A 23,136-nucleotide genomic window follows, 5' to 3' on the forward strand; every position below is an offset into this window, starting at 1 on the left:
AACAGCTTGCACAGCTAACCGTAATTGTGCAAGCTGCTAGGTAAGCTATCGGATCCTGCTGCCTTTTTCAGATACTATAACCCTGGATATTTTCCGGGTTAAATTGTTTGAGGGTGCGGGTAGCTTGACGGACTAAAGTTTCCGAACCTTGAACCACAACTAGATATTTACCAGCATTGAGGCGATTTCGATAGGGTACAGCATCTCCCCCGCCAATAATCAAGCCTACCCCGCCGCCAGCGAGAATGCTACCGAGTCCCCCAGAAATGCCCCCCAGAATGCCACCGATGAAATGATCGCCAATTTCCCCCGCCCAAGCAAAGGTATTAAGTCCCGTGATTAAGCTAAAGGTGTAGCCAGCCACAAAGCCAAAAGGAATCAACCAACTAGCCATAAGTTTAACCTGTTTGCGGGCCGGATCATAGGGGTCAATCAAGCCAAACTCATCAGCGCTTTTGTATCCTCTGCCTAAAATACTCACTTGAGTGATTGGGATTTCGTCTTTTTCTAAAGCCAAATAGGCAGCCTCAGCTTGAATGCGATCGGGTAAAACAGCAATTAGGTAGTTCATATATGATGATTAGATTATTGGATATACGGCTGCAATTCTGTTAGTCACTAGGTTTCATGATCCCCCTGTTAAGGTTGGGAAATTCACGTAAAACTCCTGGGAGGGTTGGAAGCTCCGTGATTGATCGCGGAGAGGAAAACCGACTCAAGCAGCTTTAGCCGCCAGCACCCCCTTGCGGGGTGGAGGGGTATGGTTGCCCCTCCATGGAGCTATGGTTGGCTCCGACTCCCTTGCGGGGTAATGTTTGCGCTTGCGCTAACGCGCACGCTGCGCGAACGCCAATGTTCAGAGTCGGTACTATCCAAATCGCACGTCCTTAACCCCTTAGAGATGTTTAACGATTCGGTTCATGAGCCTGGAACTAGCACGCATTCCAGGGTAGGAACTTTAACTCTTGCTCTGAACGTAGCCAGTTAAGGCTTAGGCTGGTCAGCTACCTGAAAGGGGGGCACGAAGCCCCTGTGCTTCAGCCGGGGGTGCTGACCATAATTCTGTGGTTAATTATCAATGGGCCTGATGTGGGGGACAATCAAAACTAAATTTACTAAATTTTTGTGAACAATTTGTGGTAGGTCGTCCCCCTTAACGCTAGAATAGTTCACTGCGGTATTTTTACCGCGATCGAGATCTGCATCAACAGACTCTCTCAATTTACCACGAATCCTCAAATCAAGGAAGTTGTGGTTAATCCCCTACAGTTGCAATTTATTGGCCCAACCATGCCTAAGGTTCTTGTATCTGATCCGATTGATCAAGTTGGACTTGACATTATCTCTCAGGTGGCTCAGGTGGATGTCAAAACCGGACTACCTGCTGAGGAACTGGTAAAGATTATTCCCGAATATGATGCCCTGATGATCCGTTCTGGTACTCGTGTCACCAAAGAAATAATAGAAGCGGGTACTCAGCTTAAAATTATTGGTCGGGCTGGTGTGGGGGTGGACAACGTGGATGTTCCCGCGGCCACCCGCCAAGGAATTGTCGTAGTTAACTCCCCCCAAGGTAACACGATCGCCGCTGCCGAACACGCTATAGCCATGATGTTAGCCCTATCGCGCCATATTCCCGAAGCCAATGTATCCGTAAAAAGCGGCCAGTGGAATCGCAAACAGTTTATTGGGGTAGAAGTTTACAAAAAAACCCTGGGGATTGTGGGACTGGGTAAAATCGGTTCCCATGTAGCCTCCGCGGCCAAAGCCATGGGGATGAAATTACTAGCCTATGATCCATTTATTTCCCAAGATCGCGCCGAACAGTTAGGCTGTCGGTTAGTAGATTTAGATTTACTGATCCGCGAGTCAGACTATATCAGTCTACATATGCCGAAAACTGAGGAGACCTATCATTTAATTAATGCACAGGCTCTGGCTCAAATGAAACCCACAGCTCGTATCATTAACTGCGCTCGTGGGGGTATTGTGGATGAAGTAGCTTTAGCAGAAGCTCTGAAAAATGATCAAATTGCTGGGGCGGCGGTAGATGTTTATGAAAACGAACCCCTAGAGGAAAATTCCCCCCTGCGGGAGTTGGGTCAAAAGGTGATCCTCACTCCCCACTTAGGAGCATCCACAGAAGAAGCTCAAGTTAATGTAGCCATTGATGTAGCTGAACAAATTAGAGATGTATTGTTGGGCTTACCAGCTCGTTCAGCGGTCAATATTCCTGGGTTGTATCCCGATGCTCTCGAACAACTCAAGCCCTATCTACAACTGGCGGAAACCTTGGGAAATTTGGTCAGCCAATTGGTAGGAGGTAGGGTAGATTTCTTGGATATCCGTTTACAAGGGGATTTAGCCAATCGCGATAGTAAACCGGTGGTGGTAGCGGCTCTGAAAGGTTTGTTATCTCAGGCTCTGCGGGAGCGGGTTAATTATGTTAATGCTACCATTGAAGCCAAAGAACGCGGTATTCGGGTCATTGAAACTAGGGATGCTTCGGTCTGTGACTATACCGGCTCTCTGCATTTGGAAGCTAAGGGCTCTTTAGGTACTCATTCGGTGACGGGGGCTCTATTGGGCGATCGCGAAATTCGGGTGACAAATATTGATGATTTCCCCATTAACGTACCGCCGACTCGTTATATGTTATTTACTCTCCACCGAGATATGCCGGGAATTATCGGTAAAATCGGGTCGCTGCTGGGTAGCTTTAATGTCAATATTGCTAGTATGCAGGTCGGTCGTAAAATTGTACGGGGAGAGGCGGTGATGGTTTTAAGTTTAGATGACCCATTGCCGGACGGACTGTTGAGTGAGATCATGAAAGTAGCAGGTATCCGGGATGCCTATACGGTCACTCTCTAAACTCAAGGAAATTGGGGTGCTGGACTTAATGGCTCCTGGCAGACTAGACTGGGAGTAGGAAGTAGAGAATCAGATGCTCACACTACCTCTAGTGGGATAAATTCTCCCCATACTTCTAGTGAGCTAAATGCTCGCATATTGTCTGGCCCCAAAAGTAACTGATATGGCACATAGCTGGTGGGAAATTCGAGTAGTCTGTGATTTGAACCTAGAAGAAACTGTCTTCTGGCGACTCGACAATTTTGGCTTTCGGGGAACAGCCAGTCAAACTAAACATCAGTCTTGTTTGATTTGTGCCTATTTACCAGAAGAACAAGCTCATCTTTTGGACCTGGCGGCTTTATCTATTTTGCTGCGCCAGGATGCTTTGTGTATGGAAATGTCTATCCCTATTATGCAATGGGATCTCATTGATGAGGAGGACTGGTCTAGTAGTTGGAAGCAGCATTGGGAACCAACGGAAATTGGCGATCGCTTTTTGATTTATCCGGCTTGGCTAACTCCCCCCGAAAATAGCGATCGCCTTATTTTACGTCTTGACCCTGGGGTGGCTTTTGGTACCGGAGCCCATGCTACTACTCAGCTTTGCTTGGAGTCCCTAGAAATGCGTTTGGGAATATTAGGGGAAAATCCGATCACTATTGTTGATATCGGTTGTGGCTCGGGAATTTTGGGTATTGGTGCGATCCTATTGGGGGCGACTCAGGTTTATGGTGTCGATACTGACCCCTTAGCGGTGCGATCGGCTAATGAAAACCGCGACCTTAACCATATATCCCCAGAACAAATGATTAGTGAGGTGGGAAGTGTTGAGGAGTTGATTAAGCGTGCTAAAGGACCTGTTGATGGGATTTTATGCAATATTTTGGCTGAGGTGATTATGGATATAATTCCTCAGTTGGACTGTCTGACTAAACCTAATAGTTGGGGGGTTCTCAGTGGTATTTTGCTAGAACAGGCTAAACCGATCGCTGATTTGTTAGAACAACATGGCTGGATCGTCGCCACTCTCTGGAAGCGACAGGACTGGTGCTGTTTCAATATTAGACGTTCTTGATGGTTCAACATCTGACCAACTCTCACTATACTGATGATTTTAGAGGTAATATGGCTGATTTTAACTGGGTAACTGCCTTAATGGGCGGGATTTTAATTGGTCTGAGTGCTACCATATTATTGGCTTTTAATGGTCGGATTGCTGGCATTAGCGGCATGGTTAATGGGGCGATTACTTTTAAATCCCAGGAGGCTTGGCGATGGCTATTTCTTCTGGGTTTAATAGCTGGGGCTGCTATTTATGAATATGGATTTCCATCCCCACCAACTCCCCTGTCAAATTCCGTACCTTTATTAATGATTATTGGTGGTTTTCTGGTGGGGTTTGGTACTCGTATGGGTAACGGTTGCACCAGCGGTCATGGGGTTTGTGGCTTGGGTCGCTTTTCCATGCGATCGCTGATAGCAGTTCTCTCATTTATGACCACTGCTTTTATTACTGTATTTATCATGCGTCATGTTTTAGGGGTGTAATTTTATGAACCTCAAAGAAAATTTAATTGTCTTGGTTTCTGGGATTTTATTTGGTTTCGGGCTGGGTTTATCCCAAATGATGGATCGCGATCGCGTCTTGGGATTTTTAGATGTTGTGGGAGTTTGGGACCCTACTTTAATCTTTGTCCTCGGCGGCGCTGTGGGGGTGACAGCGATCGCTTTTCGGTTTGTCCTCCGTCTTCCTCACCCCCTATTTTCAAACAAATTTTATCTACCTACTCGCCAAGATATCGACCCCACTTTAATCATGGGAGCCGCTATTTTTGGCATTGGCTGGGGTATTGCTGGCTACTGTCCTGGTCCCGCCATTACCGCCCTAGTTTTAGGTATTCTTAACCCGGTATTGTTTATAATCGCGATGATTGCTGGGTCCTTGGCTTATACCCTCTCATCTAAGCTCACAGGTCCTGGGCCAAAGTAGGAAACCATCATTAAAGAACCAATTAGGGCTAAGTTCTTTAAAAATGCCGTTTTCTGACCAGGATCATCTAGGAAATTGTGGAAAACTAGGGTGGTGGGGATTAAAAATAATATCAAAATAATCGCCCCCCAACGGGTTTTATAACCTAGAATTAAAGAAAAAGCCCCCACTAATTGAAACACAATATTTCCTAATAGCATTAAATTGGGATGTGGCAATCCCCGCAATGCTATCATTTCCTCGGTGGCGGCGAAATCCAAGATTTTGCTAACGGATGAATTGATAAAAATGGTGGCTAAAAATGCTCGTCCAATTAGGGGAATATAATTCATAATCCAATTATCGTAAGACAACAAATGCGATCGCTTTCTTTGGGATTTATCCTTAAAAAACTCGATAGCCGGATCAGGACTATTTAAAAAGGCAATTTCCCGGTAAGGGCGGATAATCGGTTTTAGCAGTCTCAGTCCTAAAACACAATCCCAGAACCAGTTATAGCCCACTGTTAAGCGATTGCGCCATCCCGGTAGATAACACAGATGAATCACTAACCAAGTTAGCCAACCCAAAAATCCGGTGTTATTGAGGCGATCGCATGACAAAATCCCAGCATAGCGACTAATAATAGCAGCCTTGCCTTTATCAATATAACGAAAAGGTTGCGGAGATGTTCCCCGTAACTGATGCAAAATATTGGTCGCCACCGCTTCCCCCTGTTGGATAGCTTCCGGGGCGATACCGCTAAGACCATGATCAGGCCAGAGAAAAGCCACATCTCCGATCGCATATACTTTAGGATGATCGGGAACTTGTAAAATGGGTTCCACAATGATTTTACCCTTGGCGGCGGTAGAGATTTGGTCAAGCTGGCTGGGATGATCGGCTTGTACCCCTGCTGTCCAGATAATAGTTGGGGCGGCGATCGCTTCTCCGGTGTCTAATTCTACCCCCTGGGAGTTGACCCGCAAAACCCGACGATTTAACCAGACAGATACCCCCAATTGGCGTAAATGACGTTCACAATAGGCGCTAAACCCCTGGGAAAAGTTGGGAAGTAGGCGATCGCCGGAATGTACTAAAATCACCTTCGCCAGGGGGAATAACCGCCGCCAACCTAACAAAGCGCGGAGTTGGTCGATTAAACCTCCCGCCAATTCTACCCCGGTCGGACCGCCACCAACAATCACAAATGTCAATAACCGCGCGCGATCAATGGGTTCAGGTTCTAAAATAGCCCGGCGAATGCGATCGACGATATGATGGCGCACAACCGCCGCATCTTCTAGGGTATTTAAAGTTAAGCTATATTTAGCAGCCCCAGGGATGTGATCTAATTGGGGACGGCTTCCGGTAGCGATGACGAGAATATCATATCTGATTTGTCCGTGATCTGTATCTACCCATTGATATTCATAATTAATCCGGTCAACGTTAGTCTGGATAAATTCGACATTGGGATATTTTTTGAATGCTGACTGGAGGGGATAAACGATTTGGTGGGGATATAGTAACCCGGTGGCGACTTGATACAGTAGGGGTATAAAAGTATGGTAGCAGTTGCGATCGATTAGCAACACATTCGCGCCCGCCTTAGCTAGGAGGCGGGTTGCTGTTAAACCACCAAATCCAGCGCCCACAATGACAATGCGATCGCTCTTTAACGCCATGGGACTCGGGTTGCTCAACTAACATTTTTCTGATGTTAACAAATTCCCGCCATTTTTGCCTTCCAGTAGCTTAGTTCAACCCCAGCCTCTCACGCCACCCAGGGACTCTGCTGTTAGGCGCAAGTTAACCAAGGGGGTTTGCTATAAGTTTATCTATTTCCTCACCCCTTCTCTGTTGAATAATTAGGGAGGCTTCCAGAAACCTTTTTACAGCCGATTCACCCTATCCCAAATATCCGAGGTAATTGATTGTGACTCATCCTAAATTAGCCAACATTTCTCAAAGAAAGCGGGTTTCTCGGTGGGGTGTCAAGAAACCGGGTTTCTCAAAGAAAGCGGGTTTCTGGTAGGATAGCGATCGCATCACCAAGATTTAAGAAATTAACCCGGTTTCGGGGGACAATAGGGGTGCTATCTCTTTTTGTGATAAAATAAACTCATAAACTGTAACTGTTGTAATTTAGCCAAGTTTTGTTCTATTTTTTGTGAGCAATAAACCCCTTTGTAGAGTTCAGAAACCACAATAGAACTCAGACAAGACGATTGAAAATGCTGGGCTAATTTGGCTACAGCATTGGGATGATTTTTAAGTAAAGCGATACATACGTTAGTATCTAGCAAATACATAAATCAATCAAGATTCAATAATTCTCGACCGTGGTTTTGATGGCGTTGTTGAGCGATCGCTGTCAAGGTAGCATCTAAATCGGGTTGGTTTGACCAAGCACCAAATAGTTGACATAATTGCTGCCAATGTTCTTCTGCTGTCGGGGGGATGGGTGGGCTAATTTCCAGGATCATTTCAGAGCCGTCAGGGACCGCAATATTTTCGGTTAGCTCAATAGTTTTACCGCGTTTAATGCCTCGTATTTGCATAAATCTGGCTCTCATTTTTCTTCAGCGCTATTTCAGTTTAGCACATAGATTCTTGAAAGACAAGAAACCCGGTTTCTGGTAGGATAGCGATCGCATCACCAAGATTTAAGAAATTAACCCGGTTTCTGAGTCTCTGGAATGGGGTAAAATGGGAGTGCTATTCCCTACCCGGTGCGCGGCTATGGATGAACAAAGAGTGCAGGCTTATCTCTCCCTGATTCAAGAACTCCTCAACTGTCCGGGGGAAGCACTGCAAATCCTCAACAGTCATCTGGAGTTGGTGGATGAGGGGTTTGTGCAGGTGTGCGAGTGGGTGGCGGCGCAGTTGCAGGGGGTGTGATGGTTGCGGTATATTTAGATGTGTGTTGTCTCAATCGCCCCTGCTCAAGACGGCTCGCAGACATGAACACCAATTAAAGGTAGCTATTCGTAATCCGGTGGTGTGGCTGATTGAGGTTTTACAGGAGCAGTAAACAGGAATTTTTCATGATGAACGCATTAGAGTTAAGAGAAAAGGGCTATCAGATTTTAGTCAGTCATTTGGGACAGTCTGATGCGATTCGCTTTTTGCAACAAATGGGGTTGGAAGGAGATTATACCCAGGAAAGGCGCGAGGTTTTAGGGTCGGTGACGCGGGAGGAGTTTTTGGAGGAGTTACGCAAAATCAGAAATCTTGAGTAGTCGGGTTTTTGGGGGGTTGGGCAAAAGAAACCCGGTTTCTAGCAGCATCTGGTGTTTATTCACAAAAAATCAAGAAGGAAACCCGGTTTCTGAGAGTTTATGAACCCAGCCGGTAAACCTGGGATAATTGCCCTAGCTTGACATCAAACGATGCGGTTTCATCACAGCCAGCCTGTTGATTGATGCGAACAATCAAATAATCAGAAAAATCAGCATTTCCCGACTTCATTTGATTAATTGCCCAAGCGATATCATCGGAATTTTCAAATACAAAAATATTGGTATTTAAGAGAGTTTCTAGGATAGTAATGAGTTGGTCTCGCTTAATTTTATACCGACTGCGTAATACCCAAGCAACTTCACAAAGGACAATATTATTAATCAAGCAGGTTTGATGATTTTCTAGGGCTTGATTGATGTATCGATCCGCTTGCTGCCATTGTGATTCATCGTCTCGGACTAGAAAGCGGACGATGACATTGGTATCCAAACCTTTCACATCGATTCTCCTGCCCCTTCAGCAATGGCTTGTTCCATTTCCGCTAGAGAAACGGGTTTTCTGTCTGGATCGTAGAGACAACCCGATAAGGTACGGACATCAATTTTAGCGGCTTTGGGGACGGGTTCTAAATAGACTTTGCCATCAGGGGAAATGGCGATATTAATGGGGTCTCCCGGTTTTAATTGCAGCCAGTCGATAATTTCTGGGGGAATCGTTGCGGTTCCCTCTGGGGTGATTCGGGTCAGTGCCATAAGGGGCTGATTTAATGGGTTGGATGCCATCTATTTTAACCGACTGTAGCCGACTTGTGCATCAAATCTCTAAAATAGCGGGTTTGGGCAAAAGAAATCGGGTTTCTGGCAGCATCTGGTGTTCCTTCACCAAGATTTAAGAAATAAACCCCGTTTCTGAGTGTCTGGAATGGGGTAAAATGGGAGTGCTATACCCTACCCGGTGCGCGGCTATGGATGAAGAGCGATCTACGATTTAAGAAGACGAACAAAACCCGCTTGATCGAAATGATGATCGCTAGTTAGAGCGTTGGTAATTTCTAATTGTTGCATGATTATAAATGATGTGGCATCAACCAGTGACCAATTTTTATCTAACCGCTTTTTTAAAAGCTCCCATGCGGCATTTTCAATCTGCTGATTGACGCGAACGAGTTGCAAATAAGGAGCAGATTGAATCGCATCAATATATTGAAAAATTTGGGGGCGAGGAACTCTAAGTGGACTATTGAGCAATGCTACAAGTTCAAGGACAATCTAGTTACTTGTCACCATTAAGTATTTTTGTTGTCTAGCTTGAGTAAACCATTCTACTGCATACTGATGATCCGGTTCAGTTTTGATAAATAAGTTGGCCCAGCCAGAAGTATCAACAAATACACTATTATTCACTGGGCAACTCCCGTGAATAAATGGCTTCGCCAATATAGTCGTCGTGGCGAGATGCAATATCGTTATTTTCAGCGCTTAATGTGCCAATCAGTGCGGCAATTGGATCATCAGGTTGGGTAGCTAAGTCCTCTAATGATTTTAAGATCATTGCTTCTAAAGAGAGGTTGATGATTTGAGCTTTGGATTCTAAACGTTGGCTCAGATCGTCGGGAAGTTCAAGATTGATTTTTCGAGTCATTTTAATCAGGATGATATGAGTAATTAAGGGCTTGATCTTAACTTAAATTGCTGATACAATTAAACCAACAGTGCGATTCATTTTTCAAGCTGGTGACTCGTGCGGCGATCGCCAGGGGTTGATTTACAGTAGGTTGCCGAGTCATGGTCAGGGTTGAGTTTTCAAATAATTGGAGCATCAGGATGATTATAACCCATCTTGTCAGAGAAAACTGAGTTTTGAGCCGCTGGAAAAGAAACCTGATTTCTAGCCGCATCTCGATTCCTTCACCAAGATTTAAGAAATAAACCCCGTTTCTGAGTGTCTGGAATGGGGTAAAATGGGAGTGCTATTCCTTACCCGGTGCGCGGCTATGGATGAAGAGCGATCGCAGGCTTATTTATCCCTGATTCCAGAACCGTTGATTGACCAGTTTTCGATGGAGAGTTCTTGGATAATGCCAAAATCAGACTGGTTGCACGTTAGGAGGGTGGCATTTTGAACCAGAGAAATGGCAGCAATTTTCAAGTCCATATTGCCTAAACGGGGGTAGGTTTTGCGGAGGCGTTGATGCTCGACTGCGGCAGGATAATCGAAGGGTAAAATGGGGATAAGACAATAGTCCTTTGCCGTTTTTTGCAGTCCTTCATAAGCGATGATTTGTTGCTGAACTGTTTTCGCTTGGGACAGAAAATTGAGTCTTCCTCTGATTTGTTCTTCATAGGTGATGACGGTGACGGCAATTTGAATATTCTCAACGGTTGCTATTTTTGCCAATATCCGTTTACCGGGTTCGCCATTGCGTTGAATCAGACTCAGATGATCCGTATCCAAAATATACATCCGATTTGCCTCACTTTATTGAGCCGTTTTGCGCCATTCTTGTCCGAGTTGAATCACCGTTTCAAAGGTCGGATCGTTGGCGTGACTCCCAGCAATGCGTTCCCACCAGGGTTGTTGTGGGGAGGTGACGGTGGCTAAGACTTGTTTAATTTGAGTGAGTTCAAGTTCCAGGTTGGTAACTCGTGTTTCGATGGGTTGGGGTTGGTTTTGAGTAGGTTGCCGCGTCATAGTCAGGGTTGAGTTTTCAGGTGATTAGAGTCTGTTTGATGATTATAACTCATCTTTTCAGGGAAGAAACCGGGCTTTTAGCCACCGGAAAAGAAATCGGGTTTCTGGCAGCATCTCGATTCCTTCACCAAAATTTAATAAATTAACCCCGTTTCCGAGTCTCTGGAATGGGGTAAAATGGGAGTGCTATTCCCTACCCGGTGCGCCGCTATGGATGAACAACGATCGCAGGCTTATTTATCCCTGATTCCAGAACTCCTCAACTGTCCGGGGGAAGCACTGCAAATCATCAACGGTCATCTGGAGTTGGTGGATGAGGGGTTTGTGCCGGTGTGCGAGTTGGTGGCGGCGCAGTTGCAGGGGGTGTGATGGTTGCGGTATATTTAGATGTGTGTTGTCTCAATCGCCCCTTTGATGACTGGGTGCAGGAGCGGGTTCGGCTAGAGGGAGACTCAGTTTTAAGTATTTTGGAACGGGTTCGCACGGGAGAATGGCAACTGATTTCCAGTGAAGCCATTCTCGTAGAACTGGAAAAAATGCGGAATCTGGAGAAAAAAGCCAGCATCTTTAATCTCTTGGCATTAGCAACACGAATGCAGGAAATCAATCAGGCAGTTGAGGAACGTTCACGACAACTAGAAGGTCTGGGGTTTGGGCTTTTTGATTCTTTTCATCTGGCTTGTGCAGAAGCGTCTGGGGCGGATATTTTTCTTTCTACGGATGATCGCTTGCTCAAGACGGCTCGCAGACATGAACTACAATTAAAGGTAGCTATTCGTAATCCGGTGGTGTGGCTGATTGAGGTTTTACAGGAGCAGTAAACAGGAGTCGTTGATGATGAACGCACTAGAGTTAAGAGAAAAGGGCTATCAGATTTTAGTCAATCATTTGGGACAGTCTGATGCCATTCGCTTTTTGCAACAAATTAGGTTGGAAGGAGATTATACCCAGGAAAGGCGCGAGGTTTTAGGGTCGGTGACGCGGGAGGAGTTTTTGGAGGAGTTACGCAAAATCAGAAATCTTTAGCTATCCAGTTTCTGGGTAGTCGGGCAAAAGAAACCGGGTTTCGGGCAGTCTCTCTGTTGCTTCACAAAGATTTAACAAAGAAACCCGGTTTCTGAGGTCTGGGAATGGGGTAAAATCGGGGTGCTATCCCCTACCCGGTGCGCGGCTATGGATGAACAACGAGTGCAGGCTTATTTATCCCTGATTCAAGAACTCCTGGAATGTCCCAGTGGGGAGGAACTGCAAATCCTCGAAGCTCATCTGGAGTTGGTGGATGAGGGGTTTATGCAGGTGTGCGAGTTGGTGGCGGCGCAGTTGCAGGGGGAAGGACGGGAGAATAATGCAGAGTTTGTGCGGAATGTGGCGCAGCAGGTGACGGCGTTTTTGAAAAACAAAGAAAGCAAAACTCAACTCTACGGTGAAACCTATTCCGATGGCTTTCCGAAGAATCCCCAAGAGGCTGTGCGGCTGAGTGAAGGGCTTTCTGAGATGGAAAAACAGGAGTGGTATGAGTGGATAAAAACCGCTACACCGGAGAAACAAGCGGAGTTGGTGGATATTTTGCATTCAATGTGGTTACAAAGTCAAGCACAGGTGCAGGAGGTGGAGACGTTTTTGCGTCGAGAGGGAACCGAGGAGAATCAGCAAAGAGATGAACAACGAGTGCAAGCTTATTTATGGCTGATTCAAGAACTTCTCGCCTGTCCAAAGGGTGAGGAGAATGATGTCCTAACTCGTCGTCAGTATTTGGTCGATGAGGGGTTTGTGCAGGTGTGCGCGGAGGAAGCGGCACGACTACAGAAAGAGGGGCGAGAGAATCAGGCACAGTTTTTGCATAATGTGGCGCAGGGTATAGGGGAATATCTCAACCGTCAGACATCGGGGGGATCGATGGGTGAGGGTCAAGCTAACAGTAACGAGACAGAGCAAGAATATCTCAATTTTTTGATGCAGGTGTTAGGGACGATCGTAGAGAGTGACAGTAATCCCTCGGTGATTTATCCTTTACTACAACAAAACCTAGACAAACTAGATTTGAACTTTGCTGAGACACTGCAAAAATGGGCAGTTCAAATTTTCAATGAAGTTGAGTCCAATAAAGCATCTGTAATCGCATTAGTGATTAGCGAATTGGCCGATTTGATTCAAAATTTTCCGTTAGGCAATCGAGCAGATAACTTAGAAATTGTTATTGCTGCGTATAAAGTAGCATTGACAGTCCTGAATCGCCAAACTTTACCTGAAGAGTTGGCGCAGACAAAAATGAAGTTAGGGGTGGCATACCTTAGTCGTACTACGATAGGAGATCGGGAGGAAAATATTGAATATGCTATCACTCATTTGAAAGCAGCTTTAGAAATTAACACTCGTGATAAATACCCTGAAGAATGGGCAAGGACTTTAATGATGTTAGCTCTTGTTTATGGGCAACGTATCCGAGGAAATAAAGCAGAAAACACAGAGCAAAGAATAATTTATTACGAAGCAGCTTTGCAAGTTTACAACTATGAGCGTTTCCCGAAAGAATGGGCATTGATTCATCAAGATTTAGCTCACGCATATTCTAATCGAGTTCAAGGAGAAGCTGGCACAAATGTAGAAAAAGCTATTGTTGGCTATCAAGCAGCCTTGCAAGTTTATACCTATGAACTTTTTCCTGAAGAATGGGCTGAAACACAAATGCGTTTGGGGTTGGTTTATGCTAGTCGTTTACAAGGAGACAAATCTGCAAACTTAGAAATAGCGATTAATTACTTTAAAGCAGCGCTAACAGTTTACACTGTTACGCAATTCCCAGAAAAATGGGCTAAAGTACAAGCGGCTTTAGGGTCTGCTTACTCTCACTCTCAGTGTATTCGAGGAAATAAATCTGAAAACTTAGAACAAGCTATTGCTTGTTATGAAGAATCTTTAACAGTAAATACTTTGAAAAATTTTCCCTATGATTGGGGAATGCTTCAGAAAAATTTGGGCAATGCCTATAGTAATCGAATACAAGGAGATACATCGGCAAATCAAGAAAGGGCAATCAGTTATTATAACTCCGCATTACAAGTCTATACCTATGAAAATTTTCCTGAAGAATGGGCTGATACACAGATGAGCTTGGGGTGGGTTTACTCTGCGCTCATTCGAGGTGATTTAGCAGAAAATCTGGAGCAAGCTATTGCTTATTTTGAAGCTGCATTACAAGTTTATGTGCAACCAAACTTTTATGATGAGTGGGCAGATGCACAAAGGGGGCTGGGAACTGTTTATGTGCATCGGATTCGAGGAAATAAGGAAGATAATCTGGAAAAGGCTATTGCTTTCTGCGAAGCGGCATTACAAGTCCATACTCGTGAAGAATTTCTTAACGATTGGTCAGTAATTCAAACGATTCTAGGAAATGCCTACTCGATTCGTATTCGAGGAAATAAAGCAGAGAATCTAGAAAAGGCTATTAATTTTTGTGACCTTGCATTACAAGTTTATACTCGGGAGACTTATCCCTATCAATGGGCAGCAACACAAGTGAGTTTGGGAACTGCCTACTCTCGTCGTATTCAAGGAAATAGGGCAGAAAATCTGGAAAAAGCTTTAACCTCATGCGAAGCCGCATTACAAGTCTATACCCGTAAAGAGTTTCTTTATGAGTGGATCTCAATTCAAGCGCTTCTGGGAAATATCTATAGACAACGTACTAAAGGAAATAAGGCAGAAAATATAGAAAAATCTATTATTTGCTGCGAAAGGGCTTTGCAAGTCTATACCCACAAAGATTACATCAATGAGTGGTCTGAAATACAATCAATACTAGGCATGACCTACGCCGAGCGAATTAAAGGAAAGAAAACAGAAAATATAGAAAAAGCTATTGCTCATTTAACCTCTGCATTAAAATTTTATAATTTGGCTGATTTTCCATACCAATGGGCTGAAATCCAAATGAGTTTAGGAGCAGTTTATTCTGTCCAAATCCAAGGAAATAAAGCAGATAATGTAGAAAAAGCTATTACTTATTTAAAATCAGCCTTGACAGTTTATGACTCTACCAACTTCCCCTACGAATGGGCTATGGCACAAACTTCTCTAGGGTTTAGTTTTCAACACCGTATTCAAAATGATAAGGCAGAAAATGAAGAAAACGCGATCGCCTTTTATGAAAATGCTTTACAAGTTCTTAGTCCGACTAATTTTTCTTATGGCTGGGCAATAATTCAGATTAATTTAGGAGATGTTTATTGCCATCGTATTCGAGGAGACCATTCTGAGAATCTTGAACAGGCTATAGTCTCTTGCCACAGAGGATTGCAAGTCATTAATCTAGAAAGTTTTCCCTATGAGTGGGGAATGGCTCACATGAGCTTAGGAAGTGCTTATGCAAACCGTATCTTAGGGCATAAAACAGAAAATCTTGAACAAGCAATTACTTTTCTTGAACTAGCATTACAAGTGTTTAAGCGGGATAATTTTCCCTATGAATGGGCAAAAATTCAATGTAACCTAGGGGAAGTTTACCGTAAGAAAATTAGAGGCGAAGAAAGTCAAAATATCGAATACTCCATAAGTTTAATCAAAGCAGGCTTGACCTTTATTACTTTAGAAAGTTCTCCCCCAGATTATGCTTTGGCTTGCATGGCTCTAGGTAACGCATATTCAGATCGAGTGATAGGCGACAGGGTTCAGAATATTGAACAAGCTATCGATTACTTTGATGAAGCATTAAGAATTTATACTCGCGAAGCCTTTCCGGATGAATGGGCTAATATTAAAAATAATCTGGGTATTGCTTATGGTCAATTAAGCGTGGCTTGTCAGCAATATCAGCAATATAGTGATGAGCAAAAATCCGATTGTCTTGAACGTGCAATAGAATGTTTTAAGCTTACTTTGCAGGTACATACTCGTGCTTCTTTTCCCAGAAACTATACTCAAACTTTAAGTAACTTAGGACTTGCCTACCAAGCCCAATCTCAACACTACACTCACGACACCGGGAAGAAACAAACCGCTCTCCAAAATGCCTACACGGTTTTTGAACAAGCACTTGACACCGTTGAATACCTGCGAGGGGAGATTATCTCTGGGGATGAAGCCAAACGGAAATTGAACGAAGAATGGGCTAGACTCTATCTCGGCATGGTGGAAGTGTGCCTAGAGTTGGGCAGATACACCGAAGCCATTGAATATGTAGACCGCAGTAAAGCCCGCAACCTGACGGAACTCATCGCCACCCGTGATATGTACCCAAGCGGAGAAATTCCCGCCGAACGCCGCCAACGGTTGCAAGAACTCCGTCAAAAGATTTCTGAAGAAGACCGCCGCCTCAAACAAGACCCCAATCCCGACTATACCCATATCAGTCAACTGCGGGAAGAATTCCAGACAAACTATCCCTATAAACCCTTGAAATTCTCGGATATTCAATCTCTCCTGGATGATGAAACCGTCATCCTAGAATGGTATGTCCTGGATGACAAGTTCCTCACCTTCACCCTCACCAACCAAACTCTTAACCTCTGGACATCTTCGGAGGAAGACCTAGACAAACTCATCGACTGGACAGTTGCCTATATTGACGACTATATGGACAACAGCAGTCAATGGCGAGACATTCTCCCCCAACACCTCGAACAACTCCACAAAATCCTGCATCTGGACGAAATCCTGCATAACCTGCGGCAACAATTCCCCAACTGCCAGAAACTCATCCTCATCCCTCACGGGTTCCTGCACCTGTTCCCCCTCCACGCCTTACCCGTTACCACAGAAGACGGTGAAGCCTACCTACAAGACCTGTTTCCCAAAGGTGTCGCCTACGCCCCCAACTGCCAAGTCCTCCAACAATCCAAAAAACGCATCGACCAACGCCCCCACTTTAACCGCCTCTTCGCCATCCAAAACCCCACCCAAGACCTCCAATTCACGGATATGGAAGTGGAAGCTATCCAATCCCTGTTTAACCCCCACCAAGTCCTCAAACATGACCAAGCCCAAAAAGCCGCCATTGATGGGGAAACCCTGAAAAATGCCCACTGTACCCACTTCTCCTGTCACGGCTACTTCAACTTTGAAGATGCCCTCAAATCCGCCCTCATCCTGGCTAAAAGTGAATTTACGCCCCCTCCCCCAACGGATGACCCTAGCCGCTATCTGCCCCTGAAAGACAACAAACTGCTGGACCTGCAAAAATGTCTGACCTTAGAGGATATCTTACGCCTTGACCTGAGCAACTGCCGCCTCGTCACCCTCTCCGCCTGCGAAACCGGTATCACCGACTTCACCTCCACCAGTGATGAATATATCGGTTTACCCAGTGGCTTCATTTTGGCGGGTTCTCCCAATGTGGTGAGTACCCTCTGGGCGGTGGCGGATATCTCGACGGCGATTTTAATGATTCAGTTTTATCAAACTCTCCAGCAGCAACCTGAACTGTCGGTAGTTCTGGCGTTGCGGCAGACTCAGACTTGGTTGCGGGAAGCGACGGTGCAAGATTTGTTAGACTGGGTAGATAGCTGTGCCGTGATTAGCCCAGAACGACGGGAGGAAATGGAAGATATGATAGATGCCTTTCCTCTCGACTATAAGCCCTTTGAATCTCCCTACTATTGGGCGGCATTTTGTGCCATTGGAGAGTAACATCTAAGAAGTTTATAACAGGAGTGATGAGCCATGACCCCCGAACAACGCATTGCTGCTTTCTGGGAAATTTGGGAAACTAACCCGGATAATATTTGGGAAACATCAGGAGCCATTCAAGGATTACCGACCCTCCAAGGGATTTTAGTGGCTTTTCAAGATAAGTCGGATGCTGAAGTGGCGGCGGAAATTAAAAATTGGTGTCGCCCTTATCCTAAGTTGACTCAAAAAGTGATGGATAAGTTGGGGGAAAGGAAGCTAAAAGGTTCTGATAACGATTCCCCCAATACAGAGGACACGGCTTATATAAATCTCTATCCGAAAATTACGGAAATTCTGCTAACCCGCGCCCCGAAAATGGGCAAAAAAGAGGGTTAATCTTGATGGTTTTTATGGCAACTTTCAATAAACATCCGGTTTGGGAAAATTTATCAGAGGTTGTTAAGGGTATTGATGCTAATGCTCTGGTTTGGGAGCATTTGGCATTATGTGATTATCAAATATCCGGCTATTGGGATGAATGCGATCGCTTTTATGAAAACATCATCCTCCCTCGTCCTCTATCCCCCGAATTAATCAGCAGCGGCGTGATTTTCAACGGAGATAAACGCCGCATTCAACTGAAATTTACCCTCAATCTCGAAACCACTAACCCTCCCATTTCTATCGCGGAACTGATGTTAGTCTATGATGAAAACCTAGAATTTGTTGATGAAAATTGGCAAGTTGACCTGAACTCGGAATTTATTAAAGTTCCATCTTAAAATCGTAGGTTGGGTGAAGCGACAGCGCAACCCAACAAATCCGGGTAAAATGTTGGGTTATATTCCATTCCACCCAACCTACAAAGCCCTTAAAATCGTAGGTTGGGTGAAGCGACAGCGCAACCCAACAAATCTGGGTAAAATGTTGGGTTACATTGCATTCCACCCAACCTACACGCCTTGAGGAAAAATAATGACCGATCGCATTTTCGCCCCTAATCTCTATTTATGCGCTTATCATCTCCGGGAAGATGACACAGAGGGAGAGACTCATCCTCTATGGTCAAATTGCGATCGCCTTTTGTCTCACCTCACCGACACCCGGCTAAACCCCCATCTTCACATCACCCCAAATCGTATCCTTCTCACCCCACCTAAAAAGCAGATTTCCTTCACCTTCACCGACTCTCCCGATATCGAAGGCTTTATCCAACCCGTCCAAATTCAAGACAGTTATGGGGTTTTTCTGAATATTGGCTATGATGATAGCGACACCACCAACATTGTGGAAATTCCGGCGGTGGAACAGTTCAACCCTCACCAGATTTTACCCTTTCCCCAAACTCCTTATTTTCTCGGACAAACTCTCCTGTTAACCCTCCATTTGACCCCGGAAAATCAAGATTTGCAAGGTTCGGAATTGACGGAATTAGCCAATCAATCCTATCAGGCTTTATTCCATCAAAAGACTTCCCCATCCCGTCTGGGGGAATTATTTGGGAGTCCTATTTTTGAATATGGCAACCCCCGCGAACCCGATAAATCCCCCCATATTCTCATCTGGCTATTCCGAGATAAAATAGCCGATAAAACTCTAGGGAAATGCTTTCAGCCAACTTTTGATTTGTTTTTCTATCGCCATAAAATCAGCAAAGCCTTTCAAGATAGCCGGGAAATTTATCAACAACTTAAACAATATTATCTCAGCCTAGACCCGACTTTATACGCAATTCAATCCCAAATTGATGCGGCAACACCTGACCCGGAAAATAATGCCTATCTCCAACATTTTAAAACTCAGTTAAAACAACTAGCCGCTGATTCTTTGATTTACGATCGCCTCCTCCGCAAAATTAAGGATTTATTGAATACAATTAACATAAATCTTAACAATTATAATGAGACAATCGAGCGGATTTGTGCTACACTAGGAACCGATAAGGAAGAACTATCGTTTTGGCGACACTTCGGGGAACAAACAGCGCCCCAATTCCGGGGTCAAATTGCGGCGGATTTAAGTTATTTTGAACAGGGGACGGGGTTAATTTCCCAGGCGATCGCCTCTATTCGCGCCATTGTGGAAATTGACCAAGCACAATGCGATCGCCAAACCCAACAAGCCGAAGCGGACTACTACAGAAAACAACAAAAGGCTAACGGGGACTTACAAAACCATATCCAAGCGGTGGGTGTGGGAATTGCGGCGGGTGCGATCGTCGCTTCAACTTCCGGGTTAATCACTGAACCTTGGGAGCGTCCTGATAGCGATCGCTTTTGGCTACCGTATATCCACCCGTTTATTATAGCATTGTTGGGGAGCATATTGTGTTCATGGGGTGCGTGGTGGGTCGCGGAGAAATTGATTAAAAGGGTGAAATGAAATGTAACCCCCCATGAGGTTGTGATGAGGAATACAATTTAACCGCCTTAATTGGTGGCTTGGGGAGAGATTATACTTGGTTATCGCCATCTTCAGCAGTTACAGCTTGTTTGGAAGTAACTTAATTTTTCCTGCATTTTCTGTTGAAATTCTGCTAGAGAAGAAGTGCGATCGGCGTTGACATCAGCTAATCCTTGTTTAATCGCCGCAAGTGTTTCCAAATATTCCATCATGTCTAACAATTTTTGGTAGGATACAGCATCTTGGACGACTAATTCAGCTTTCCCGTTTACAGTCAAGACAATAGGTTTCCCAGTTTCTTTCATCTGTGCTATAAATTCAGATGTATGGCGCTGGAAGTCGGAAAGGGAATGAATATCACCACTTAGGTTAATCATAGCTAGACAAACAGTAAATAATTGGCATGGAATTTCATCTTAACACAGGTCATCGGAATCTGATGGCACTTTGACGAGTCCATGAAAGCCAAGGTAGAGGGTTAAAGTAGGTTAATCTTCCGTGGGTTTGCTACTATTCCATAATAGGCGAGTTCCCATAATTGCAAAGCCGATCGCCGCCGCCATTTTCACCCATTGAGTCGGTAAAATTTCCGCCACACCCTGACCTACCAACACGCCGATCAGACTAGCCAGGACTAGGGCTGATGCTGTCCCAAAAAAGATGGCTTTAGGGGATTTGGTCGTACCACTTAGGGCGATCGCTGCTACTTGGCTTTTATCTCCCAACTCCGATAAAAATACCGTAATAAAACTCAGTCCTAACAGTTGTAAATCCATTGATATTCAGTATTTAATTTTACCAGCCAATCACTTAGTGGAAAACCTCCCAGAATATGATAGCAGAAATCACTAACAAAGTCAATCCCGCCGCCCGTTCTAAAGTTTGGGGTTGAATATGACGCGCCAACCATTGACCTAGCAAAACCCCCAATAAACTGGTGGTAATTAAAGCGCTTCCCGCGCCCAAAAACACCACTAAAGGATTATGAGATTCCGCCGTAATTAATAAGGTAGTAATCTGGGTTTTATCCCCCATTTCCGCCAGAAATATGGTGAAAAATGTCGAAGTAAAAATCGCCCAAACTTTGATAGATTCAGCCGCACCCGAAACCATATCTGGCTGTGTGGAAGAGTCAACTTGGAGGCTATCGGGGTCAATTATGGTAGTTTCATTTAACGGTTGTTCCTGAAAGTTAGGACTCACAGGAAGGCTATTAGACTGATTTGGGGAAGAATCCACAGGCTCGGAAATTAGTGTCACGGATATTTTATGAAGCAATTATGAAATCCAATTTAACCTAATCTGCCGGAAGATGCAAGGTTATTCATCCCAACCAACAGCCTGGTTAAACCGCTCCATTTCTGGGGAGTCCTCCCCATAAACCCCGATAATCTGTTGCTGACAGCAATCGATCGCAAAATCATTTAACTGGTCTGGTTCAATACCATAGAGGTCTTGAAATACATCAGCCTGGACTCGACAAAACCGAGGGCGATCGCTGTAGATATTACATTCACGGGTATCATGATTAAAATGGATGCACCAACCATCAGAACCCACCAAGCTGAGATAAAGTTTGAGTTCCTCCGTTCCCAGATATTGGTCTAATTCCGGGCGTTCTGTCGGGTCAAGATGACAGCAAGCGCCACACTGTTTAACACAAAGCCAGGTTGCCACTTTTTCCCCCAAATAATGAATCGGATCGATATGTAACCTTAATTATCTCTTGCGTTTAGGCTTTCTGGGACGTTTCAAGGCGCGGGGGGTTTTGTCGTCCTCCTCCTCGTCCTCCTCCTCGTCCTCCTCTTCCGCAACACCAGAATCAGATTGAGATTCAGATGAACTTCCCTTCTCCTCCTCTGTCTCTGTTGACGACTTCTCAGATTCTATCTTATCTGAGGTTTCAGGTTCTGGAGTCGCCATGATTGTCTCGGAGTCCGCCTTTTCCGCAGAATCTGTTTTTACCTCCTCAGAGTCCGCTACTTCAGAAACAGCCGTTTCAGCTTCTTTGGTGTCTTTCTGTTCCCCCGTTTCTGATGTCTCTATAGCGCTAGGTTCCGCCTCAGCTTTGATATTATTATCTTGATGCTCCTCATCTGTAGGTTCTGGGGTGGGGACAGTCTCCACATCAGTAGCATCAGCTTTGATATTACTATCTGTAGCCTCCTCATCTCCCGGTTCTCCCGTTGAAACTGGGTCAGCAGCAGCACCACTATGCTCAGAGTCTATATCTGGGGTTGAAACTTGACCAGCTTCTGCTGTATCGGGGGAGTTAGTTTTTTCCGCCTCAGAGGGGGAAGCATTATCAGCCTCGGTTTCCCAACTATCATCATTATCATCCCAATCAGAAGCATCCGCTTGTGTTTCTGGAGCTTTCGGGTTGTCCAGAGAAGTATCCGGCGCTTCAGTTTTGGCGGGTTCTTTCTTTTTGCGATCGCCAAATATACCTTTTAAACGACCCAACAAGCTACCTAATCCTTTGGATTTCTTCGCTTCACTAGGTTTATCTTCTGGCACTTTAGCAGATTCTACCCGATCAGGTTTGCTTACCTCTGGAGTTTCTTTCACCTCCTCCGTGGGGGTTTCCTCCGCCTTCGATACTTCCTCGGATACTGTCTCGGATACTGTCTCGGATACTGTCTCGGATGCTGTCTCCGATACTTCCTCAGTCGTGGGGGTTTCCGCTGGCGCTGTTGTCGCGGCTTCGGGTACAACTTCCACAACTTCTGGCTGAGAAACCGCTAATTCTGGTTCCTCGGTGATAGTTTCTGGTTCAACTACTGGCGCAACGGCTTCACTGTCCGCCACCACAGGGGATGGTTCTGCTGGCGCTTCTGCTTCTTCTGTAGTAGCTACAGGTTCCGCCACAGGTTCCGCTACAGGTTCCGCCACAGGTTCCGCTACAGGTTCCGCTACAGGTTCCGCCACAGGTTTTACTTCTTCTGGTGTCACCGGAGTGGCGGCGGGGGTTGGGGGTTGAGAAGCCTTTTTAGCCTTTTTAGATGATGGTTTAGGGGTGGTAGATTTTTTAACGCTACGGCTGCTAAATAAGCCTGAGACCTTCTGTTTTACGGGGTCTGGGAGGGGGGTTTGTAAATGAGGTGGCGTGACTTCCCGGCGCAATAACAGGGTCTGCCAACCTAACCAACCCAACAAGGCGACACTAGCAGTTTGACCCAAAAGAATTGCCCCGGTGAAGCGTGCTGCACACACCCATAGAATTAGGGCGTAGAAGAAACCCACACCACTCCAGATAAAGTCACTTTTGCGATGAACCTCTGGAAAGAAGAAGGCAGCCATGTATAGGGTAAAGCTCCCTAAGCCAACTGCGATCGCTAGGATGTATGCCAGCATCTTTAGCT

29 protein-coding genes and 1 pseudogene are annotated in these 23,136 nt (G+C 45.2%); 14 read left to right on the forward strand and 16 right to left on the reverse strand.

What is annotated here, in order from left to right; all coding sequences use genetic code 11:
- Positions 1-67: 67 nt before the first annotated feature.
- Complete coding sequence (locus NLZ44_RS03335; protein WP_006623687.1) at positions 68-571, reverse strand: hypothetical protein; 504 nt, start codon at positions 569-571, stop codon at positions 68-70.
- A gap of 56 nt (positions 572-627) precedes the next feature.
- On the opposite strand from NLZ44_RS03335, the pseudogene NLZ44_RS03340 reads away from it, so the two are divergent.
- The 5 genes and pseudogenes from NLZ44_RS03340 (at position 628) to NLZ44_RS03360 (ending at position 4,846) form a co-directional block, all read left to right on the forward strand.
- Positions 628-812, forward strand: a pseudogene (locus NLZ44_RS03340) (hypothetical protein).
- 478 nt (positions 813-1,290) lie between these two features.
- Positions 1,291-2,874: a phosphoglycerate dehydrogenase gene (gene serA, locus NLZ44_RS03345; protein ID WP_006668563.1), complete on the forward strand. Its 1,584-nt coding sequence runs from the start codon at positions 1,291-1,293 to the stop codon at positions 2,872-2,874.
- Positions 2,875-3,037: 163 nt separating this feature from the next.
- On the forward strand, positions 3,038-3,931 hold the full coding sequence (gene prmA, locus NLZ44_RS03350) for a 50S ribosomal protein L11 methyltransferase (RefSeq protein ID WP_493751853.1): 894 nt from the start codon (positions 3,038-3,040) through the stop codon (positions 3,929-3,931).
- 50 nt (positions 3,932-3,981) lie between these two features.
- Complete coding sequence (locus tag NLZ44_RS03355) at positions 3,982-4,404, forward strand: YeeE/YedE family protein (protein WP_493752941.1); 423 nt, start codon at positions 3,982-3,984, stop codon at positions 4,402-4,404.
- Between the two features lie 4 nt (positions 4,405-4,408).
- The gene (locus NLZ44_RS03360; protein WP_493751854.1) at positions 4,409-4,846 is read left to right on the forward strand and encodes a DUF6691 family protein; all 438 of its coding nucleotides are present in this window, start codon (positions 4,409-4,411) and stop codon (positions 4,844-4,846) included.
- On the opposite strand, the gene NLZ44_RS03365 is transcribed toward NLZ44_RS03360, so the two are convergent.
- The 3 genes from NLZ44_RS03365 to NLZ44_RS03375 form a co-directional block, all read right to left on the reverse strand.
- Positions 4,804-6,513, reverse strand: a complete 1,710-nt coding sequence (locus NLZ44_RS03365; RefSeq protein ID WP_493751855.1) for an FAD-dependent oxidoreductase — start codon at positions 6,511-6,513, stop codon at positions 4,804-4,806. The genes NLZ44_RS03360 and NLZ44_RS03365 overlap by 43 nt on opposite strands.
- Before the next feature lie 411 nt (positions 6,514-6,924).
- Complete coding sequence (locus tag NLZ44_RS03370; RefSeq protein ID WP_233497593.1) at positions 6,925-7,140, reverse strand: PIN domain-containing protein; 216 nt, start codon at positions 7,138-7,140, stop codon at positions 6,925-6,927.
- 3 nt (positions 7,141-7,143) lie between these two features.
- The gene (locus NLZ44_RS03375; RefSeq protein ID WP_315640369.1) at positions 7,144-7,389 is read right to left on the reverse strand and encodes a hypothetical protein; all 246 of its coding nucleotides are present in this window, start codon (positions 7,387-7,389) and stop codon (positions 7,144-7,146) included.
- Between the two features lie 181 nt (positions 7,390-7,570).
- On the opposite strand from NLZ44_RS03375, the gene NLZ44_RS03380 reads away from it, so the two are divergent.
- A complete protein-coding gene (locus NLZ44_RS03380; RefSeq protein ID WP_231296320.1) occupies positions 7,571-7,729 on the forward strand; it encodes a hypothetical protein in 159 nt (52 codons plus the stop codon).
- Between the two features lie 146 nt (positions 7,730-7,875).
- A complete protein-coding gene (locus NLZ44_RS03385) occupies positions 7,876-8,070 on the forward strand; it encodes a hypothetical protein (RefSeq protein ID WP_006623700.1) in 195 nt (64 codons plus the stop codon).
- 97 nt (positions 8,071-8,167) lie between these two features.
- On the opposite strand, the gene NLZ44_RS03390 is transcribed toward NLZ44_RS03385, so the two are convergent.
- The 7 genes from NLZ44_RS03390 to NLZ44_RS03420 form a co-directional block, all read right to left on the reverse strand.
- Positions 8,168-8,569 carry a type II toxin-antitoxin system VapC family toxin gene (locus NLZ44_RS03390; RefSeq protein WP_006668559.1) on the reverse strand — a complete coding sequence of 134 codons (402 nt, stop codon included), beginning with the start codon at positions 8,567-8,569 and terminating at the stop codon, positions 8,168-8,170.
- The gene (locus tag NLZ44_RS03395) at positions 8,566-8,823 is read right to left on the reverse strand and encodes an AbrB/MazE/SpoVT family DNA-binding domain-containing protein (RefSeq protein ID WP_493751856.1); all 258 of its coding nucleotides are present in this window, start codon (positions 8,821-8,823) and stop codon (positions 8,566-8,568) included. Before NLZ44_RS03395 ends, NLZ44_RS03390 begins: the two co-directional genes overlap by 4 nt.
- A 228-nt stretch (positions 8,824-9,051) precedes the next feature.
- The gene (locus NLZ44_RS03400; RefSeq protein WP_233497596.1) at positions 9,052-9,318 is read right to left on the reverse strand and encodes a type II toxin-antitoxin system VapC family toxin; all 267 of its coding nucleotides are present in this window, start codon (positions 9,316-9,318) and stop codon (positions 9,052-9,054) included.
- 21 nt (positions 9,319-9,339) lie between these two features.
- Positions 9,340-9,474, reverse strand: coding sequence for a hypothetical protein (locus tag NLZ44_RS03405; RefSeq protein ID WP_321201129.1), 135 nt, complete (start codon positions 9,472-9,474; stop codon positions 9,340-9,342).
- Positions 9,467-9,712 (reverse strand): hypothetical protein, encoded by a 246-nt coding sequence (locus NLZ44_RS03410; RefSeq protein WP_006668555.1) that lies wholly within the window; start codon positions 9,710-9,712, stop codon positions 9,467-9,469. Before NLZ44_RS03410 ends, NLZ44_RS03405 begins: the two co-directional genes overlap by 8 nt.
- A 375-nt stretch (positions 9,713-10,087) precedes the next feature.
- Positions 10,088-10,534 (reverse strand): type II toxin-antitoxin system VapC family toxin, encoded by a 447-nt coding sequence (locus NLZ44_RS03415; protein WP_111891421.1) that lies wholly within the window; start codon positions 10,532-10,534, stop codon positions 10,088-10,090.
- 15 nt (positions 10,535-10,549) lie between these two features.
- Positions 10,550-10,762 (reverse strand): hypothetical protein, encoded by a 213-nt coding sequence (locus NLZ44_RS03420; protein WP_111891423.1) that lies wholly within the window; start codon positions 10,760-10,762, stop codon positions 10,550-10,552.
- A gap of 177 nt (positions 10,763-10,939) precedes the next feature.
- Here NLZ44_RS03420 and NLZ44_RS03425 point away from each other — a divergent pair, with 177 nt between their 5' ends.
- From NLZ44_RS03425 to NLZ44_RS03455, 7 genes are all read left to right on the forward strand, one after another.
- Positions 10,940-11,131, forward strand: coding sequence for a hypothetical protein (locus tag NLZ44_RS03425; RefSeq protein ID WP_493751857.1), 192 nt, complete (start codon positions 10,940-10,942; stop codon positions 11,129-11,131).
- On the forward strand, positions 11,131-11,583 hold the full coding sequence (locus NLZ44_RS03430) for a PIN domain-containing protein (protein WP_493751858.1): 453 nt from the start codon (positions 11,131-11,133) through the stop codon (positions 11,581-11,583). Before NLZ44_RS03425 ends, NLZ44_RS03430 begins: the two co-directional genes overlap by 1 nt.
- A 13-nt stretch (positions 11,584-11,596) precedes the next feature.
- Complete coding sequence (locus NLZ44_RS03435; RefSeq protein WP_006623716.1) at positions 11,597-11,788, forward strand: hypothetical protein; 192 nt, start codon at positions 11,597-11,599, stop codon at positions 11,786-11,788.
- Positions 11,789-11,935: 147 nt separating this feature from the next.
- On the forward strand, positions 11,936-17,389 hold the full coding sequence (locus tag NLZ44_RS03440) for a CHAT domain-containing protein (RefSeq protein ID WP_493752942.1): 5,454 nt from the start codon (positions 11,936-11,938) through the stop codon (positions 17,387-17,389).
- Positions 17,390-17,422: 33 nt separating this feature from the next.
- The gene (locus NLZ44_RS03445; protein WP_493751859.1) at positions 17,423-17,767 is read left to right on the forward strand and encodes a hypothetical protein; all 345 of its coding nucleotides are present in this window, start codon (positions 17,423-17,425) and stop codon (positions 17,765-17,767) included.
- 14 nt (positions 17,768-17,781) lie between these two features.
- A complete protein-coding gene (locus NLZ44_RS03450) occupies positions 17,782-18,153 on the forward strand; it encodes a hypothetical protein (protein ID WP_228116394.1) in 372 nt (123 codons plus the stop codon).
- 193 nt (positions 18,154-18,346) lie between these two features.
- Complete coding sequence (locus tag NLZ44_RS03455) at positions 18,347-19,753, forward strand: hypothetical protein (RefSeq protein WP_493751860.1); 1,407 nt, start codon at positions 18,347-18,349, stop codon at positions 19,751-19,753.
- Between the two features lie 92 nt (positions 19,754-19,845).
- On the opposite strand, the gene NLZ44_RS03460 is transcribed toward NLZ44_RS03455, so the two are convergent.
- From NLZ44_RS03460 to NLZ44_RS03480, 5 genes are all read right to left on the reverse strand, one after another.
- On the reverse strand, positions 19,846-20,151 hold the full coding sequence (locus NLZ44_RS03460; RefSeq protein ID WP_006668540.1) for a type II toxin-antitoxin system Phd/YefM family antitoxin: 306 nt from the start codon (positions 20,149-20,151) through the stop codon (positions 19,846-19,848).
- 111 nt (positions 20,152-20,262) lie between these two features.
- On the reverse strand, positions 20,263-20,550 hold the full coding sequence (locus NLZ44_RS03465) for a TMEM165/GDT1 family protein (RefSeq protein ID WP_006623729.1): 288 nt from the start codon (positions 20,548-20,550) through the stop codon (positions 20,263-20,265).
- A 34-nt stretch (positions 20,551-20,584) separates the two neighbouring features.
- Positions 20,585-21,034 (reverse strand): TMEM165/GDT1 family protein, encoded by a 450-nt coding sequence (locus tag NLZ44_RS03470; RefSeq protein WP_315686329.1) that lies wholly within the window; start codon positions 21,032-21,034, stop codon positions 20,585-20,587.
- Positions 21,035-21,094: 60 nt separating this feature from the next.
- Positions 21,095-21,451 carry a YkgJ family cysteine cluster protein gene (locus NLZ44_RS03475; protein ID WP_315686332.1) on the reverse strand — a complete coding sequence of 119 codons (357 nt, stop codon included), beginning with the start codon at positions 21,449-21,451 and terminating at the stop codon, positions 21,095-21,097.
- Between the two features lie 42 nt (positions 21,452-21,493).
- Positions 21,494-23,128, reverse strand: coding sequence for a Ycf66 family protein (locus NLZ44_RS03480; protein WP_493751861.1), 1,635 nt, complete (start codon positions 23,126-23,128; stop codon positions 21,494-21,496).
- Positions 23,129-23,136: the final 8 nt, after the last annotated feature.

The sequence above is a fragment of the Arthrospira sp. PCC 9901 genome, from assembly GCF_059013425.1.